The organism is Pseudomonas baetica, from assembly GCF_019733355.1.
In the GTDB taxonomy this organism is placed as follows: Bacteria; Pseudomonadota; Gammaproteobacteria; order Pseudomonadales; family Pseudomonadaceae; genus Aquipseudomonas; species Aquipseudomonas baetica_A.
Map to the genome: position 1 here is coordinate 40153 of NZ_JAIHLQ010000013.1, position 17421 is coordinate 57573.

The window sequence follows — 17421 nt, forward strand, 5'->3', positions numbered from 1 at the left end:
TTGTTAGGCATCTTTTTCAGCATCAAATAGCCATCACCCGAATGGCCGATCAACTTCAGGATTGAATCTCACAGCATGCAACTTCGCGGCTTCAGCAGTACGTCCAATCGAGTTTTCGATTTCATTAGCCGGTGGATTCTTCCAACCGGCTATTTCTTGCTCCTCTGTGCATTTTTCTTTTTGCCGGGCCGAAGTCAGCTTCACAAACTGTATTACGGGCTGTTCAGCATTCCGGCGCTGATTGCGCTGTGCCTGCGCCCTCGTGAACTCAGGGCGCTGCTGGGCGAACCGATTTTCATCGCAGCCATCGTGTTCGTTGCCTGGGCCTTGCTCAGTCTTGCCTGGGGACCGTCGGATGAACCCTTCGACGGGAAGCTCAAACCGCCATTGCATACACTGCTGCTGTTTGTCGGTTGCTATCTGTTGGTGCGCTATCGCAGCGACATCCTGCAACCCTTGCTGTTCACCGCCGCATTGGTCGCACTGATTGCCACGACTTTCTTTCTGTTCACGTTTGCACGAGTGTATGAACCGGGCATGCGCCTGATCGGGGGTGGGGCGTTCGACAATCCACTGCTCAGTTCGCATCTCTTCGGTTTTTTCAGCGCCTACTGGCTGAGTGTGACCATGACCTGCAAGCGCCGCCAGATGATGTGGCTCAGCGTGCCGGCGATGGCGATCATGTTTATCGCCGTAATCGGCACCGGCTCCAGAACCCCACTGGTCGCTCTGACGCTGGCCGCTTTGTGGCTGTGCTTGATCTGCTGGAATCGGCGCTCACTGGGCCTGTTAGCGGCACTGTTTCTCAGTGGCGTTGCCGTGCTGACAGTGTTTTCGCAAATGATCATTGAGCGTGGCGATTCATACCGGCTGGAAATCTGGCGGCAGGTTCTGCTTAAGGTGGCCGAGCATCCATGGATCGGCCATGGCTACAGCGCAAGCCTCAGCGTCGACCCCGGCCTTGGGGTGAACTTCGAGGAACCGCACAGTTTTGTGCTGGGTGTTCTCTATTACGTAGGGATATTCGGTTTGCTGCCATGGCTGTTCTTCCAGGCGTGGGGACTGCTGAGCAGTTGGCGCTTGCGTGTGCAGCCGTTGCTTATCATCGCTTCGACCTGGGTGGTGTTCGGCATCGGGGCCGGGCTGACAGAGGGTGGAGGGATCATCTCACGCCCCAAGGAACACTGGTTTCTGCTGTGGATACCATTGGCACTGATCGCTGCGCTGAGTATCAATCAGCGCGCACGTCGTCTACTGACAATACCGGTTCAAAAACTGGCACCGGCCAACTTTCAGCAACTGAGCAGCGACGCTCAAATAGTTGAAGAAGACGGTCTTGGCCCCAAAGTCCTGTGCCTGAGCGATGGCAGCTTCCTCAAGCTGTTCCGCCGTCGTCGCTGGTACACCTCTGGCAGTTTCAACCCGTACTCCGAACGCTTCGCCGTCAACAGCGAACAACTGCGTCTAATGGGCATTCCCACACCACAAATCCTGAACCTGTATCGCCTCGACGACGGCAGCAGTGCCGTGCACTATGCGCCATTGCCAGGGCACACGCTGCGCCAGGTATTGCAGAGCATCACCGCTCCCGCTGTCCGCCAGGCCCTGGTGGAACGCTTCGGCAAGTTCATGGCGCAATTGCATGAAAAAGGCGTGTATTTCCGCTCATTGCACTTGGGCAACGTACTTGTGCTGGAGGATGGCGAGTTCGGGCTGATCGATCTGGCGGATCTGTGCATCTACCCTTCAGCATTGAGCAACTCGCTGCGCCAGCGCAATTTGCGCCATATGCAGCGCTACACCGTAGACAAACGCTGGCTGTTCGAGGATCACCTCGATGCGCTGCTACAGGGATATGCCACGATGGCGTCGCCATCCGCAGTGGATAAATTGCAAAAGCAAGTGCTGGCAAGCAATGGGCCAACAAGCGAGCATTGAGGACGAAGCCGGTTCGCCGGATTCACGATCAACTTGCCATGCCAACGAAGCCGCTCACTGATCCTGAGCGGCTTGTGACTCAGTCTTTTTCCAGCGGGGAAAGATACATCCGCGCCAATCCGCGCCAGGTCTTCTTGTTCCATGCCTTGAATGGAATCTGCGCCAGCAGTTCCCTGGCCAGCTTGCGATCGCGGTTGGACGCTTTGAGGAACATGGAACTGAGAAACCTGTAGCGCACTTCGTCGTACAGCGGGTGATCACTGAACAACGCGTAAGTGCGCAGGATGTTTTCGATCATGAAGCGATGGTTCTTGTACGAATTGGTGGCGTGCTTGCGGTAGCGCGCCATGACGACGCTCAGGCCATCGATAAAGTAGCCGGCCCGGGTCACCTTCAACTCGATCAACAAGTCCTCCAGACGAATCGTCGGATCAAAACCACCGACCGCTTCCAGCGCCTCGCGACGGATCATCAGGGTCGGGGCCGGTGGGTACGGCTTGCGCTCAAGGAACATGTCATCGAAATCCAGGCGCCGGAATGGCACATCCCGGCGCTGGCGCTTCTCTGGATAGAGGTTGCCGTCGGCATCGATCAACTCGATGTTACCGGCGCAAATTCCCACTTCCGGCTTACCGTCCATGTAGGCCACCTGGATGGCAATACGATCAGGGTACATGATGTCGTCTGAACCGAACGGCACGATCAGGCTGCCCTTGGCACGCGCGATTGCACCATTGAGCGTATTGGTCAGCCCCTGATTCTGCTGCACGCGAAAATCGAATCCGTGCTGCGCCTGCAACGCAGTGATGCGCTCGACGCTGTCGTCCTTCGAGCCGTCATCGATCACCAGCAATTCGATGTTTTTGTAGGTCTGGTCGAGGACGCTGAGGATGCTCTCCTCAATGTATGGACCGTGGTTATAAGAGGCAATGATGACGGTGACGAGTGTTTGCCGGTCGCTTGCAGTTTGTTCTTCGCGCATGGTTTGTCCTTCGCTCACGGCTGCTGCTCCTTGCGGGCCTGTTCCAGGCCGGAGTCGATCAGGTCCAGGTACGCCTGACGGAACACCTCAATGTCGTGTTGCTCCTGCAGATAACGGTAGGCCTGCTCGCCCTTGGCCTTGAGTTCGTCATCCGACAGTGCGAGGTAGGTATCGAGCGCCGCGACCAGGCTCGGTACGTCCTTGGGCATGGTCGCCAGACCACCGGCACCTTCGATCAGCGGCAACATGGCCGGTACGTTCGAGGCAATCACCGGCAGGTGACCGCTCATGCCTTCGAGTAGTGCCAGGCCCAGACCTTCGGCCAACGATGGCATGGTCCAGATATCGAAGGCGCGCACGTATTGCAGGGCGTTTTCCTTGAAACCCAGCAGGTGCGCACGACCACTCAGACCCCGTTGCTCGATCTCGGCAGCCAACGGCTCCTGCAGGCGGCCGGCACCAATGATCGCCAACTGAGTATTCGGATACTTGTCCTTCAACGCCGCGAAAGCCTGCAACAGATAAGTGTGGCCCTTGACCGATACCAACCGCCCCAGCGCGCCGATCAGCCGCACATTCGAGTCGATCCCCAATAGTTCGCGCGCTCGCTCGCGGCTATGCTGCAAGCCTTCGGCCTGTTCGATGTCGATTGCATTGGTGATGGCGTAAGTATTCCGGTCGGTGAAACCGCAGTCGCAATCGAGCAGGTACTGTTTGACTGCCGGTGAGACACCGACGAACCGCCAGTGCCGATCGATCAGGCGCTGGGTCTGGCGGCGTCGATAAAAGCGGTCGTATTCGCCGAAACCGTGGGAAATGCCAATGCACAACGGCACCTTCAGCCAACGATTGAGCGTCAACATCATGTTCACCGGTTTGAAGCGATTGCAGATCACCACATCGAACTTTTCACGGCGGCAGAACTTGTACAACTGCCACATCGCCCGCAGACGCATACCTTTAAGCGACTTATCGGAAAACTCGAAATACACCGAATGATCAGAACGGCTCACCGGTTCGCCGGGTGCGGGTTTACCGCGCAGAAACGCTGCAGTCACCTCATAGCGATCCGTCGGCAGGGCTTTGACGATCTGCTCGGAGAGATCGGCAAAGTCATGTGCCTTGATGTTGTAATCAGGCTGCAGTTGCAGGACCTTAGATCGTTGACTCATAAGACCCCTCGTGGAAACCCGTTGCATTGATGATCCAAGCATGACCGGCGGCAATGCGCCTGATTTCGGCCTGATTCGGCTGAGAGAATCGAGACCATTCGTTGCGTTTTCAGCAAACGAAATGGGAATACGACAATGGACGATCGCCATCCGATGCGGCTGGATGCGCCTTCGTCCATCGCATGATGTGTCTGATCGGTAAACCGTTGCCGCCAGTCCTTGATCTTTATGAACCACTCGCGCTTGAGCGCGGTGTTGCACATCAGATACAAGTGCCCCGCCACCCGACGCTCATGAATCGAAAACAGGCCATAGCCAGCCAGTCGATGCGGAGAGAAATAACGGCGATGGCAAGTCCAGTCTGCGAATGTCATTAACGCGGCTTAACAGGAGTGTCACCACGCCTGAGAAGCCAGAACAACTCCTGACGCCTGACCGCTTTCCTGAAAAATTCATTCTCGCCGTAGACCGACGGCACTCTACTGGCCAACTGCCACTGAATCAATCGTCGCAGGCGACGCTTGAGTGATGCCGGCGGTTGCAAGTCATGCATCATGCCGAGCGCCATCGCCTTGTCGCGTTGTTGCTCTATGGACAGAGGCAGACACAGTGGCTGCATCGGAACGGCCGGATCGAAGGCCGGCGGCAGCGCAATTCCCTGCCCTGTGTCGCCCATCGGCCAACGGTCGTTGTCGTGCAGATGGTTGGCGTAACCGAGCAGCGTCGGTTGCCAGTCAAGATGGCTCAAGGCTTCAACCACGGCTTGCTGGGCGCAGATGTGGTCGGGATGCGGATCCAGCGTCGGGTGCGGCAGCACGATCACATCCGGGCGTGCGCGCAACAGAACCTCACGCAGGTCAGCCAGCAGATTGTTCCAGGTCGGCGCACCGTCGGCATCACCGGGCAAGGTGAACGGGTTCAACTGACGAAACAGTCGCGTGTCATTCAGATCGGCTTCACGCGAGCCCACGGACTGATTCGGCGCGGCTTGCATCGCTGCCAGTTGCAGACAGAAATAGCCGAGCTGCACGCAGTGCTCCTGCGGCACACCGGCCCAACGCGGCACGGCCAGACTGTCCCAGGCGCGCAGACGGCCCTTGAGCCTGGCAGCCTCGACCTTGTTCATGCCCATCTGCTGATAATGTTCGGCTTCGATCTCACCAGCCGTCAGGGTGACAATCCAGGCTTCGTCGGCCTGACTATACAAACCGTAGGCCGCCAGTTCAGCGTCGTCCGCATGCGGCGCGATCACCATCACGCGCTGACGACGATAATCCGGCTGCTCCAGCACCCACAGGACCGCCTTGCCGGCCACCCGGCAGAAACGCCCCCGCAAGCGCAGCCGCCCCTGCGAAAGGGTGTGTGCATGACCACTGAGGTTCAGATAACGCTGGCCGCTGACGCCACGCTCGAAGGTTTGCGAATCAGGGTGAGCGCCACCGACCAACTCGATCCGAGGGTCAAGGAAACGTCCCAGCCAAGTGCTTTTGACCCGCACCTGCAGAATCAACGTGGCATCATCCACCAGCATCACGCCGTCATCCAAACGCAACTGTTCGCCGTTCAAATGAACCTTGGGTTGTGGTGTGAATGGTGGAAAGCTGTACTGATAATCGTCTTTCGGCGAATAGAACAGATGATCGGCAAACCAGGCCTCATGGGCGATCCAGCCGACCACCGCGAGCAACAATGGCAGCCACCAAGCAACCAGCACGCCGACTGAGATCATTACGATCAGCGCCACCAGCAGAGCGATACGCTTGTTGCGCCGGTGGCGTTTGAGCAATTGCTGTTTACGGCTCATGGGCTGACTCATACGGTGAACACCGGCACAGGATTGCACCACCGATCCTTATATTCACGGTCGGCACGACCGAAAGAAAAACGCATCGGTTTGTCCAGCGCCCGAGCATGCTCCCAGGCGCTTTGCGTATTGAGGAAGCTCAGTACACTACCGGGACTGAATTCACGGGTCTGGGGATCAACGCCACCATTGACGTACTCAACACTGATCCATTGCGGCGCTTCAACGCGATAGACCAGTTGAATCGCAATCGGCGCGTCGTTGAGGAAGATCACCGAGCCGATCAACAGATCGCGCAACAGCTCGATGACCTCCGCCATGCGCGCCGCGCCGGTGGCCGGAAAACCCCAGCGACGCTGAAACAGATCGCAGTAGATCGCCGCCAACTCGGCACTGGAAAACTCGCCGACCGGACGCACCACCCCGCCCGCTTCTTCCAGCAGACGCAATTCGCGGCGCTGGTTGTAGCGAAATTTCTTCGACAGTTCTTCGGGCGTACGGGCCATGGCCAGTTGTTCAGTCTGCAACTTCATACCGCTGAAGCGGTTTTCGTTGAGCGCCGACAGATAACGGGCGCGATGACGCAATGGAGCCTGAGCATCAGCGGCAGCCGGCAAGATCAACTCAGCGTTGCCGAGGTCGAACAAGCCTTTTTTCCCGCTGCGCTTGAGTACATCCTTGGACAAGGCCAGATCGCGGCCCCAGGTCGGGATCGCGGCTTTGACTTCACCGTCCTGCTCCCACGCCAGATAGCGCACCGGGATACCGGCCAGATCGGCCAGACGCTCAACCACCAGCGGGTGAGTCGCGACGCTGCCGCCAAAACGCTGCCAGGCTGTTGCATAGGTGGAGGCGTCAACGGGCGACCAGCCACGTTCGCGCCAGCCTTGAAATCGGTTGAGCATCAGCCCCTCGGTGCCAGATCGGTAACTTGCGGCAAACGCCAGAAGGTGTCGTACACCGCGCTGTCGGAGAAACGCTCACGTAAACGCTCGAGCATCAGCTCGGCGCACTGAAGACGCTGTTGATCGTTCATTCCCGCCAGATGTTGCAGGCCTTGTGCAAGGTGTTCGGCATCGCCCATAGGGAACAGAATGCCCACGCCTTCAACCACTTCCTTTGCCCCACCACACGCAGTACTCAGCAATGGCACACCGGCGGCCATCGCCTCCAGCAGCACCATGCCGAACGGCTCGTGATCAGAACTCAGGGCAAATACGTCAAACGCGCGGAAGTAATTGCGCGCTTGCGACACTTGACCGAGAAACATCACGCGGTCGCCAACACCCAGCTCGCGAGCCAGTTCCTTGAGATCTTGCTCCAGACGGCCCTCGCCGAGGATCACTAACTGGCTGTTGTCCGGCAGACCGGGCAAAGCCGCGGCAAAACCGTGCAACAGCGTGGCCTGATCCTTGTCCGGGTGAAGCCGTCCGACGTTACCGACGATAAACGCATCCGCCGCCAGCCCCAGTGTCTCCCGAGCCTCGCCGGCTGACATCTGAGAAGCTTGCAAGGCAGCCACGTCGATGCGGTTGTACAACGTCTGAATCCGCGTTGCTGGCCACTTCGGCAGATATCGGCGCATATCGTCACGCACCGCATCAGACACCCCGAGCAGACTCAGGCGCTTACGAAAAATATGCGCGAACAGCTTGCGCGTGCCGCGTTTGTAATCGTCGAACGCGTGGTGTACGCCAATCACCGGCAGCGAAGTACCCAGTAAGGCGATGTAAATCGGCTTGAAACGATGGGCAATACAGAAACTGAAGTTGCGTGAAGCGGCGATCTTTCGCAGATCGCCGATGGCGCCCAGCTTCAGGCCACGAATAGCCTTGGAACTGTATTCCATGAACAACACTTCATCTGAAGCACACGCCGCGGCTACTTCGCTATCGGCGACTCCGGTCAGAAAGACCGTGGTCACCCGATAGCCTGTGCCCGCGAACAGGCTGGCGTACTGCCGCGCGCAGTCGAGGAACGGCCCGTCATAGCCGTGACAGAACTGCAGCACATGGCGTTCAGCCGAGCGTGTCATAAGCGTTTGTGCCTTCTTTGACTACCAGAATATCTTCCATGATCAGGTATTCCAGATCGGAGCCAAAAAACATGTTCAGCGCGTCGGTCGGCGAGCAGATCATCGGCTCTCCACGACGATTCAAAGAGGTGTTCAGCGACACACCGTTGCCGGTCAGGTTTTCCAGCGCCTTCATCATGTCGTAGTAGCGCGGGTTGTATTCGCGCTTGAGTACCTGGGCCCGGGAAGTGCCATCTTCGTGAACGACTTCCGGCACGCGGGTCTTCCACTCTTCAGCCACTTCAAAGGTAAAGGTCATGAACGGCGCCGGGTGATCGATCTTGATCATCTGTGGGGCAACGGTGTCGAGCATCGACGGGCAGAAAGGCCTCCAGCGCTCGCGGAACTTGATCTGATGATTGATGCGGTCGGCGACACCGGGGACGCTCGGGCAGCCAATGATCGAACGGCCACCCAGCGCACGCGGACCGAATTCCATGCGGCCCTGGAACCAGGCCACCGGATTGCCGTCAACCATGATTTTGGCAATCTGCTCGGGCATGTTGTCGAGCTTGCGCCAGACCGGCTTGCTCTCGTGACGGGCGCAGGCGGCGATCACGTCTTCGTTGCTGTAAGACGGGCCGAGGTAGACGTGTTCCATCTTCTCGACCGGAACGCCACGGGCGTGGGACACATAGGCGGCTGCGCCGACCGCGGTGCCGGCATCGCCGGACGCCGGTTGTACGAACAGCTCCTTGATGTCGTCACGAGCAATGATTTTCTGGTTCAGCTTGACGTTCAACGCACAGCCACCGGCAAAAGCCAGTTTGCCGGTTTCCTTGAGCACGTCGCCCAAGTAATGGTCGATCATCTGCAGCGCCAGTTTCTCGAACAGCGCTTGCATGCTCGCGGCGTAGTGGATGTAAGGTTCATCAGCGATGTCACCTTCACGTTTCGGCCCGAGCCATTCGATCAGCTTCGGCGAGAAGTAGAAACCTTTGCCCTTCTCTTTGTAGCGACGCAGCCCAATCACGTTAGCGTAGTCGGTATTGATCACCAACTCGCCATTTTCGAACGAAGCCAGGCGCGAGAAATCGTATTTGCTGGCATCGCCGTAAGGCGCCATGCCCATGACCTTGAACTCGCCGTCGAGCATCTCGAAACCGAGGAACTCGGTGATCGCGCCATACAAGCCGCCGAGGGAGTCAGGGTCGAAGAATTCCTTGATCTTGTGGATCTTGCCGTTTTCGCCATAACCGAAGAAGGTCGTGGCGTACTCGCCCTTGCCGTCGATACCGAGGATCGCGGTTTTCTCTTTGAAACCGGAGCAGTGGTAAGCGCTGGAGGCATGAGCCAAATGGTGTTCGACCGGCTCGATCTTGATCTTTTTCGGATCAAAACCCAGTTGTTCCAGGCACCAGACAATCTTGTTGCGATAGCGCTTGTAGCGACGGTTGCCCATCAGGATTGCATCAAGCGCACGATCAGGGGCGTACCAGTAACGCTTGGCGTAGTGCCAGCGCGCCTTGCCGAACAAGCTGATTGGCGCGAACGGGATCGCCACCACATCAACATCGGACGGTTTGATACCGGCCTGTTCAAGACAGAACTTCGCCGATTCGTAGGGCATGCGGTTCTTTGCATGCTTATCGCGTACGAAGCGCTCTTCCTCAGCCGCCGCCACCAGCTTGCCGTCGATGTACAAGGCGGCTGAAGGATCATGGCTAAGGGCGCCGGACAGGCCAAGAATCGTCAATGCCACAGGGGTCTAGCCTCTTTAGTCTGCGTTCAGGCGCGATGCGCCTTGAAGATTTATGTGTCCTCACTCCGGGCGAGAGACAGCTAAAGGGCGGGATTATAGCGTAAACATGACGGGAATTACCCTGTGCGAATTGACCCACAGCGAATGGTTTGGATAAACCTTGCCAGAAGACTCAATAACCGCCCTTGCGCCAGTAAATACCGATATTGCCTTCAGTGGCCTGACGATAAATCGTATAAGGCAGCACAACGGTGTCGAACACCCCGGACAAGGGCAAGTCCAGCAACACGAACGGGACAAGATGGCCGCCTGGATCAGGCGGTGCGTTCAACACGCAGAAATCGTACGCCAACCCACTGTAAATGCGCGGAATGGACTGGCAGTAGGTTTTTTGCTTACGCATGTCCCGTGCGACGTCGGCATCATCCTGCAATACGGTCAAGGCACTGCCACAACCGGCCAAAACCCACGAAAAAGCACCCAGCGTCACAGCCTGTTTTATGGTCAAGATTCGCCCTCCGAAGTCGTCAGGCAAATTAGCATCGGGGCTGCAGCGGGCACAGTTCATGGCTTCTGATGACGCTGTAGGACAAGTCAGTGATGCTTGTCCGCTGTTGCGCACACTGTGTTCTTAGCGGTTTTTTGGCCTCTTCGCGAGCAAGCCTGATCCCACAGGAGAAATGCATTCCAAGGGAGGGGCTTGCTCGCGAAAGGCTCGAAGAATCTATTCAGTCAACGCTGGAAATATCTTTGGGCAAACGCTGATCGATCACCTGATAGAGCGCGCTACTCTGCGGCCAGTTACGCATGAACCGCGCCCGGTCTCGCGCATAAGCCCCGGCAAAGGTGCCCACCGAGGAATGCTGGCACATGGAGTCGAGATCAATCAGCGCCCAGCGATCATCCTGCCAGAACAGGTTATGACCCTTGAAGTCGCCATGACTGATGCGTTCTGCAATCAATCGGGCAAACAATTGATCCAGCGCCACCAACTCGGACTCCGGCGCCTCGCCACTTTCAACGTACGACGCAAAGCGCTCGATGATGTCCGGCCCGGGCAGGAACTCGGTCACCAGATAGGCGCGACTGCGCAACCAGAGGAAGCGTTTCTCCAGCACTGCCAGTGGTTTGGGCGTGGCAATACCGAGAAAAGCCAGGCGATTGCCTTCGCGCCACGAATGCCAGGCACGACTCGGGCGCCAGAACCGCTTGAGCCAATGGGCAAATCCCTTGATGTTGTAGCGTTTGATCACCAGCGTGCGGGCGCCAACTTCGACCTTGCCGACGCTCGCGGCGCCGCCAGTCTTGTAGAGATGCCCCTTATCAAGCAACGCATCGGCCTGCTCAAGCACCGGCACCATCGCCGCCTCTTCCTCGCGACGGACTGCGCGCAAGCCGAACGCACCACGCCGGACGGCAAACAGCGTGCATTCACGGCCGACCTTGATCAGGTAATCCTTCAGACGCCAGCGGCGCACCTTGTCGATCTGTTTCTGCAAGGCTTCCAGCGGCAGCGCGTGCTCGCTGTTGCTCAGCAAGTAATACACCAACAGTTCTTCGGTAAACGGCTCCAGCGCCTTGGGCAACTGGGCGGAAAACACCCCGAGATTTTCCAGAACCTTTTGTCGCGACAACGGCTGACCGGCGGTTTCCACACACATGCCAGCACCGTCGATCAAGTACAACTGACCGCCGTGACGCAGCAGATTGTCCAGATGCAAATCTTCCTGCCAGAGCCCCTTGCCGTGCAGCTCGCCAATGGCGCCAAGCGCCTCGGCCAGCACCGCCGACTGTTCATCCGCCAGCACCGGCAGCGACTCGACTTTCGCCCAGGCATCGCCAAGGCTTTCGGCGCCTTCAAGGAACTCGAACAACAGCCAGCCACCCTCACCGTCCTTCAAGCCATCGGCCAACAGCAACGGCGTGGTCATGCCTTGGGCGGCCAGCAAGCGCACGCCGTCCAGCTCACGCTGAAAATGCCGGGACGCCTTGCTCCCGACCAGCAATTTGGCCAGCACTGGCCGGCCGCGCCAGACACCAGCGCCGACGTAGCGCTGCCCCGGCAAGACCCGCAGCAGACTCAGCAACTGCAAATCCGCAACACCGGCCGCATCGGCCAGGGTCACCGTCAGTGGCAGTTGCGGGGTTCGCCCGGCACCGGCCAGCTCGGACAATTGCATCAGCGAGTCTCCTTGTGACTGCGGCGCGCGGTCAGACGGACGAGCCAATGATCGAGCAGCGTACTGGTGGTCGGTTGATCAAGATAAGCCGCCAGCAATTCACGCAGTTGCGGCTCGCCCCACGCCGTTGCGCGACGTTGCAGGGGCTCCAGATCCTTGATCCGGTCACGCATGCCGAACAACAACGGCCGGGTTTTCTCCAGGTCGATCAGTTGCGCCTGATACCCGTCACCGGTGGCCCGCAGAAAAATGTGTTTGGGGTAGAAGCAGCCATGCACCTGACGCACGCCGTGCAGATGCCGAGCCAGCAGCCCGCAGGCCTTGAGGATGGCCGAATGCTGGGCGGTGCTGAGCTGTGACCAGCTCGCGAGCAGCGATTCCAGATCGTTCCAGCCGTCCAGCGCGCGCGTCAACAGGATCGCCCGCACTTCACCATCGACTTTGCGCTCACCGAAAAAAGCCGCTTGCAGCGCGGGAATGCCCAACTTGCGATATCGGCTGATATTACGAAACTCGCGCGCAAAGCTTGGCTCGCCAAAGGGCGCATGCAGGGTGCGCGTCAGGTAATTGCTCTGGCGTTTAAGGTAGTAACCCTGCCCTTCCAGATCCAGACGGAAAACACTGCTCCAGCCGCCACGGGCCGTATTCGGTTCATCTACCGCTTCCAACTGCTTGGCCCACAGCGCGTCAAAAGTGCCCAGGCCATGGCGCTCAAGCAGCGCACGGTCTTCTTCGGCCAGAAAATCAGTCATTCACGTCCCTCGAAAAATCTCACCACGTGCCGAATCCGTTTCTTATCGGCCGCATTCAGCCGGTCGCACTGGCGGTATTGCTTATAGAAACGCAGGCGCTGGGTATTGGACAGGTGATATTTGGCGAGCTTGTCGAGACAGGCCAGATCCTTGGTGATCCGATATTTGAGCCAGAAGCCGCGCCAGAACTCGCCATTGGGGCAATCGATGAGAAATATGCGCGCTTGGTCGTCGATCAACAGGTTGCGCCATTTCAGATCGTTATGGGTAAAACGGTGATCGTGCATCGTGCGGGTATAAGCGGCCAATTGCCGGCTGACGCCATCGACCCAGGCACGATCCTTGAGTTTCGGATCCTTGCGCTCGGCGAGTGCCGAGAGGTCTTCAGTGTTGTCCAGCTCGCGAGTGATCATCGCCCCTCGATCGTAAGCCGCGCCACGGCGCTCCAGCCCCCAAGCCACCACTTCGGCAGTGGGAATGTCCCACTTGGCGAAGCGCTTGAGATTCTGCCACTCCATCTTCACCCGCGGCTTGCCAAGATACCGGCGCAAGCCTTTACCGGCGCCGACGTAGCGTTTGACGTAATAGTTGACGCCATTGCGCTGTACGCGAATGACCTCGGACAGCGGATCGCGGGTCAGGCGCTCGCCTTGCAGGGCAAATACGGCTTCGAGGCTGCCGAAATCTTCGGCGAGATGACTGTATTGCGGCTCAAGAGTCCAACCCGCCATCAGAGCGCATCCCCGTAACGCTGCTTTCGCTCGTAGAGTTTGTTGGCCTTGCCTTCCAGCCAGCTCAGCAACGGCGCTTCTTCAGCCAGAATCTGGCGCAGCGGTTGCTGGAAATAGCCTTTGAGAAAGCGCAGTTTGTCGCGACGAGTCAGACCGATGTCCAGTGCGGAAAAGTACAGCGCCGCCAGATCCTTGTTGCGCCAGCGCTGAGTGATCTTCGCGCGGGTCTGGGCACGGTGCAGGTCGATCACCGAGAGCTTGAAGTCCTCGGCAGTCACCGGTTTGTCGGTGTGCAGCAGGAAGTGGCAGATGTAGCAGTCGCGGTGATTGACGCCGGCACGGTGCATCATGCCGGTCATCCGCGCCACCTCGGCGATCAGCGCCTGCTTGAGTTTCGGCTGCGGTGGCTGCTTGACCCAGTCGATGCTGAAGTCTTCCAGACTGATAGTCGGCGCCAGCTCTTCGGTGACGATAAACGAGTGTTGATCGGCCGGGTTGCTGCCCTTCTCGCCGTAGGCAACGGCGGTCATGGTTGGCACGCCGACTTCCTGCAAACGCTGGATGGCCTTCCACTCCTGACCGGCGCCGAGCACCGGCAGCTTGGCGGTCAGCAGGTTCTTGAAGATCTCGCCCCAGCCGATGCCGCGGTGGATTTTGACGAAAAATCCGTTGCCGTCGACTTCCGTGCGTAATGTCCGGCGGGCTTCCAGCTCGCGGTAAACCTCGCCCTGCAAGCCTTCGACTTCAGTGAACGGGTCGCGTCCAGCCCAGAGGCTCTTGAACGGTTCAGCCAGCATCAACTTCATTTAAGCGTGCTCCGCCAGAATCACATCGGCCGCGTGCTGCGGCATGCTGTAAAGGTCGGCCGTCTCGGCGAAGGCCACACCGTTGCGGCTCCAGGCCGCGCGTGCAGCATCGTCGTTCAACATATCGGCCAGGTACTGCGTCAGTTGCGCCTGTTCCAACGGCTCGTCCAGCACCCGCCCGGCATCCGCCTCAGCGATGTAATGGGCGTAACCGCAGACCGCGCTGACCAGCACCGGCAAACCGGCCACCAGCGCTTCGAGCAGCACCGTGCCCGTGTTTTCGTTGTACGCCGGGTGGATCAACAGATCGGCGCCGAGCAGGAACCGCGGGATATCGCTGCGGCCCTTGAGAAACGTCACGTTGTCGCCCAGGCCCAAAGTTGCACTCTGCATCTGGAACAACTTGGGGTCATCCTGGCCGATTACAAACAGCCGGGTACGTTTCTTCAGCTCAGCGGGCAACGCGGCCAGCGCCTTGAGGCTGCGATCCACGCCCTTGGTCTTGAACCCGGAGCCGATCTGCACCAGCAGCAGATCGTCGTCCTTGAGGTTGAATTCAGCGCGGAACCCGGCGCGAATCTCACCGGCATCCGCCGGGCGCCGACGATCCTGGGCAATGCCCGGCGGCAGCAGATGGAAGCGTTCGATCGGCGTGTCGTAATGCTTGATGAACAACGGCTGCTGGACTTCGGAAATCATCAGCACTTCCGTCTTCGCGTCTTTGGCGAACACCGCACGCTCATACTCGGCGAAGTGGCGATAGCGGCCCCAGCGGCGATACAGCGAGTTGCGCAGGTTCTGCGCCTTGTCTTCGAAGCAACCGTCAGCGGCGTAGTAAACGTCCAGACCCGGCATTTTGTTGAAGCCGATCAGGCGATCCACCGGCCGCTTGGCCAGATCGGCCTCCATCCACGCGGTGAGCTTTTCGTTGCGCCGATGGTTGAAGAACGCCTTGACCGGCGCCACCAGCACTTCGAAACCGGGCGGTACATCGCCTTCCCAGATCAGGGTGTAGACGCGAATCTGGTGGCCGCGCTGCTGGCATTCGAGGGCGATGCGCATGAAGTCGCGCTGCAAGCCACCGAACGGAAAATACTTGTACAGGACAAATGCCAATTGCATCAGCGCAGCTCCTCAGCCATTAACAACGTGCTCAGTCGGCTGGCGACACGCTCGGGATTCACACGCGTGAAGCACAGAGGCTGCTCGCGTTTCAGGTCAAACTGACGGGCATCCTGCGCAGTCGGTTGGTAGGTACATTTCTTTTGCAGGCACGGCGCGCACGAAAAGTCGCTGGCCAAGTGAATCTGCACTTTGCCATAGGCGCCAGTCAGGCCCGGATTGGTCGGGCCGAACAGCGAAATCGTTGGGACATCCAGCGCCGCGGCCAAATGGCCGAGACCGGTGTCCACTGCCACGCAGGCTTGGGCGCCGGCCAACACTTTGCCGACACCGGCCAGGTTCAGCTTCGGCAAGACTTCGGCGTGCTTGAATCCCGCGGCGATACGCTCGGCACGGGCCTTCTCCAGCGGATTGCCCCACGGCAGCTTCACGCCGACGCCGAGGTAACCGACACGTTCGGTCAGCTCACGCCAATAGGCTTCCGGCCAGTGTTTGGTGTCCCACGTCGTGCCATGGAGGAACACCACGAAAGCACTCTTGCGCGGCAACTCCACCAGTCGCTCGACACTCAGGCCGTAATCGCCCAGGCCCTTGGGCAGGTCATAACCGAGGGCGATGGCGAACAGCTGACGCACCCGCTCAACGGCGTGCTGCCCCCGCGCCACGGCGAGCTTTCGATCATAAAAACGCGCCGCGATCGGTTCACGCGCTGAACCTTTATCGAGACCGGCCACAGGTGCCTTGACGTAGCGAGTCAGCCAGGCACTTTTCAGCAGGCCCTGGGCGTCGATCACCAAGTCGTACTTGCTCGCGCGCACGCTTTGCTTGAAGCGTTTCCACTCGCCGCTCTTGAGGGTCTGCCAGAGATTTTTGCGCCAGCGGCGGATCGCCACCGGAATCACCTTGCCAACGGCCGGGTGCCAGGTCGGAATCTCGGCGAAGCCTTCTTCCACCACCCAGTCGAACTTGATCCCGGGAATCGCCCGAGCTGCGTCGGTCAGCGCCGGCAACGCGTGAATCACGTCGCCCAGCGATGAAGTCTTGATCAGCAATACCCGCAACTTAATGAACCTCGACCACAGAGCCCTGCAATTTCTGCAAAGCATCGTTGACCGCGTCCGGCATCAATTGGCGCAGGCAGTTGTAATGGCCGAACCGGCAAGTGCGGTCGAAGCACGGGCTGCATTCGAGGCCCAGACGGACGACTTCGACATGCTCAGCCAACGGCGGAGTAAAGCCTGGCGAAGTCGAACCGTAGACCGCCACCAATGGCCGGTTCAGCGCGGCGGCGACGTGCATCAGACCGGAGTCGTTGGACACCACCGAATCGGCGCAGGACATCAAATCGATAGCCTCGGCCAAGGACGTGTCACCGCTGAGGTTCACCGATTCCTCACGCAAGCCGGGAATCAGTCGCGCGCGAATGTCTTCGCCCACCGCATGATCGTTCTTCGAACCGAACAGCCACACCTGCCAGCCCTCACGAATGCGCGCCTCGGCAACCTTGGCGTAATGCTCCGACGGCCAGCGCTTGGACTCGCCGAACTCGGCGCCGGGGCACAAGGCCAACACCGGGCGATCAAGGGTCAGGCCAAATTTGGCCAGTGCCGCTTCGCGGCTCACCGGATCGATTTGCAGGCTCGGACGCGGATAAGGTTTTGGCAGCTCGGCGTTCGCGTCATAAGCCAGAGCCATGAAGCGCTCGATCATCAGCGGATAACGCTCTTTGTCGAGAGTGCGCACGTCGTTGAGCAGGCCGTAGCGGAACTCGCCGCGCCAACCGGTACGTGTCTTGATGCCGGCAAAAAACGGCACCAGCGCCGACTTCAGCGAGTTGGGCAACAGGATCGCCTGATCGTACTGACCGGCCAGAGATTTACCGATACGCCGACGCGTCGCCAATTCCAGCGCGCCGTGGCCGAGCGGAAAGCTCAAGGCCTTGCGCACTTGCGGCATGCGCTCAAGGATCGGCCGGCTCCACTCAGGGGCCAGTACGTCGATTTCGCATTGCGGGTGGCGTTGCTTGAGACACTGAAACAGTGTCTGCGCCATCACCATGTCACCGACCCAACTGGGCCCAACGATCAGAATATTCATGTGGTTTCCAAAAACGAACCGGGGAGGCATTACGCCTCCCCGCCTCGAGAATCACAGCAGG

Annotated in this window: 15 protein-coding genes and 1 pseudogene; 1 reads left to right on the top strand and 15 read right to left on the bottom strand. The window is 59.1% G+C overall.

What is annotated here, in order from left to right:
* Positions 1 to 75 precede the first annotated feature (75 nt).
* On the top strand, positions 76 to 1938 hold the full coding sequence (locus K5E40_RS13730; protein ID WP_221731237.1) for a bifunctional O-antigen ligase/aminoglycoside phosphotransferase family protein: 1863 nt from the start codon (positions 76 to 78) through the stop codon (positions 1936 to 1938).
* A gap of 79 nt (positions 1939 to 2017) precedes the next feature.
* Here the strand turns inward: K5E40_RS13730 and K5E40_RS13735 are convergent, their stop codons facing one another.
* The 15 genes and pseudogenes from K5E40_RS13735 to waaF form a co-directional block, all read right to left on the bottom strand.
* The gene (locus tag K5E40_RS13735; RefSeq protein ID WP_221731335.1) at positions 2018 to 2920 is read right to left on the bottom strand and encodes a glycosyltransferase; all 903 of its coding nucleotides are present in this window, start codon (positions 2918 to 2920) and stop codon (positions 2018 to 2020) included.
* Between the two features lie 14 nt (positions 2921 to 2934).
* Positions 2935 to 4092 (bottom strand): glycosyltransferase family 4 protein, encoded by a 1158-nt coding sequence (locus K5E40_RS13740; RefSeq protein WP_221731238.1) that lies wholly within the window; start codon positions 4090 to 4092, stop codon positions 2935 to 2937.
* Positions 4076 to 4439, bottom strand: a pseudogene (locus tag K5E40_RS35015) (hypothetical protein); the annotation flags it as partial. The gene K5E40_RS13740 and the pseudogene K5E40_RS35015, both read right to left, overlap by 17 nt.
* Positions 4440 to 4465: 26 nt before the next feature.
* Positions 4466 to 5896: a PIG-L deacetylase family protein gene (locus K5E40_RS13745; protein WP_221731239.1), complete on the bottom strand. Its 1431-nt coding sequence runs from the start codon at positions 5894 to 5896 to the stop codon at positions 4466 to 4468.
* 8 nt (positions 5897 to 5904) lie between these two features.
* Positions 5905 to 6801 carry an antimicrobial resistance protein Mig-14 gene (locus K5E40_RS13750; RefSeq protein ID WP_221731240.1) on the bottom strand — a complete coding sequence of 299 codons (897 nt, stop codon included), beginning with the start codon at positions 6799 to 6801 and terminating at the stop codon, positions 5905 to 5907.
* The gene (locus K5E40_RS13755; protein ID WP_221731241.1) at positions 6801 to 7931 is read right to left on the bottom strand and encodes a glycosyltransferase; all 1131 of its coding nucleotides are present in this window, start codon (positions 7929 to 7931) and stop codon (positions 6801 to 6803) included. The genes K5E40_RS13750 and K5E40_RS13755 overlap by 1 nt, the downstream gene beginning before the upstream one ends.
* On the bottom strand, positions 7915 to 9672 hold the full coding sequence (locus K5E40_RS13760) for a carbamoyltransferase (RefSeq protein ID WP_221731242.1): 1758 nt from the start codon (positions 9670 to 9672) through the stop codon (positions 7915 to 7917). The genes K5E40_RS13755 and K5E40_RS13760 overlap by 17 nt, the downstream gene beginning before the upstream one ends.
* Positions 9673 to 9844: 172 nt before the next feature.
* Positions 9845 to 10180, bottom strand: a complete 336-nt coding sequence (locus tag K5E40_RS13765; protein WP_221731243.1) for a YceK/YidQ family lipoprotein — start codon at positions 10178 to 10180, stop codon at positions 9845 to 9847.
* Between the two features lie 220 nt (positions 10181 to 10400).
* The gene (locus tag K5E40_RS13770) at positions 10401 to 11852 is read right to left on the bottom strand and encodes a lipopolysaccharide kinase InaA family protein (RefSeq protein ID WP_221731244.1); all 1452 of its coding nucleotides are present in this window, start codon (positions 11850 to 11852) and stop codon (positions 10401 to 10403) included.
* Positions 11852 to 12604 (bottom strand): lipopolysaccharide kinase InaA family protein, encoded by a 753-nt coding sequence (locus tag K5E40_RS13775; RefSeq protein ID WP_221731245.1) that lies wholly within the window; start codon positions 12602 to 12604, stop codon positions 11852 to 11854. The genes K5E40_RS13770 and K5E40_RS13775 overlap by 1 nt, the downstream gene beginning before the upstream one ends.
* Positions 12601 to 13335: a lipopolysaccharide kinase InaA family protein gene (locus tag K5E40_RS13780; RefSeq protein ID WP_221731246.1), complete on the bottom strand. Its 735-nt coding sequence runs from the start codon at positions 13333 to 13335 to the stop codon at positions 12601 to 12603. The genes K5E40_RS13775 and K5E40_RS13780 overlap by 4 nt, the downstream gene beginning before the upstream one ends.
* Complete coding sequence (gene rfaP, locus K5E40_RS13785; RefSeq protein WP_221731247.1) at positions 13335 to 14141, bottom strand: lipopolysaccharide core heptose(I) kinase RfaP; 807 nt, start codon at positions 14139 to 14141, stop codon at positions 13335 to 13337. Before rfaP ends, K5E40_RS13780 begins: the two co-directional genes overlap by 1 nt.
* Positions 14142 to 15263, bottom strand: a complete 1122-nt coding sequence (locus K5E40_RS13790) for a glycosyltransferase family 4 protein (protein WP_221731248.1) — start codon at positions 15261 to 15263, stop codon at positions 14142 to 14144. It abuts the gene before it with no gap.
* Positions 15263 to 16324, bottom strand: coding sequence for a lipopolysaccharide heptosyltransferase I (gene waaC, locus K5E40_RS13795; RefSeq protein ID WP_221731249.1), 1062 nt, complete (start codon positions 16322 to 16324; stop codon positions 15263 to 15265). Before waaC ends, K5E40_RS13790 begins: the two co-directional genes overlap by 1 nt.
* A 1-nt stretch (position 16325) precedes the next feature.
* Positions 16326 to 17360 (bottom strand): lipopolysaccharide heptosyltransferase II, encoded by a 1035-nt coding sequence (waaF, locus tag K5E40_RS13800; RefSeq protein WP_221731250.1) that lies wholly within the window; start codon positions 17358 to 17360, stop codon positions 16326 to 16328.
* Between the last annotated feature and the right edge of the window lie 61 nt (positions 17361 to 17421).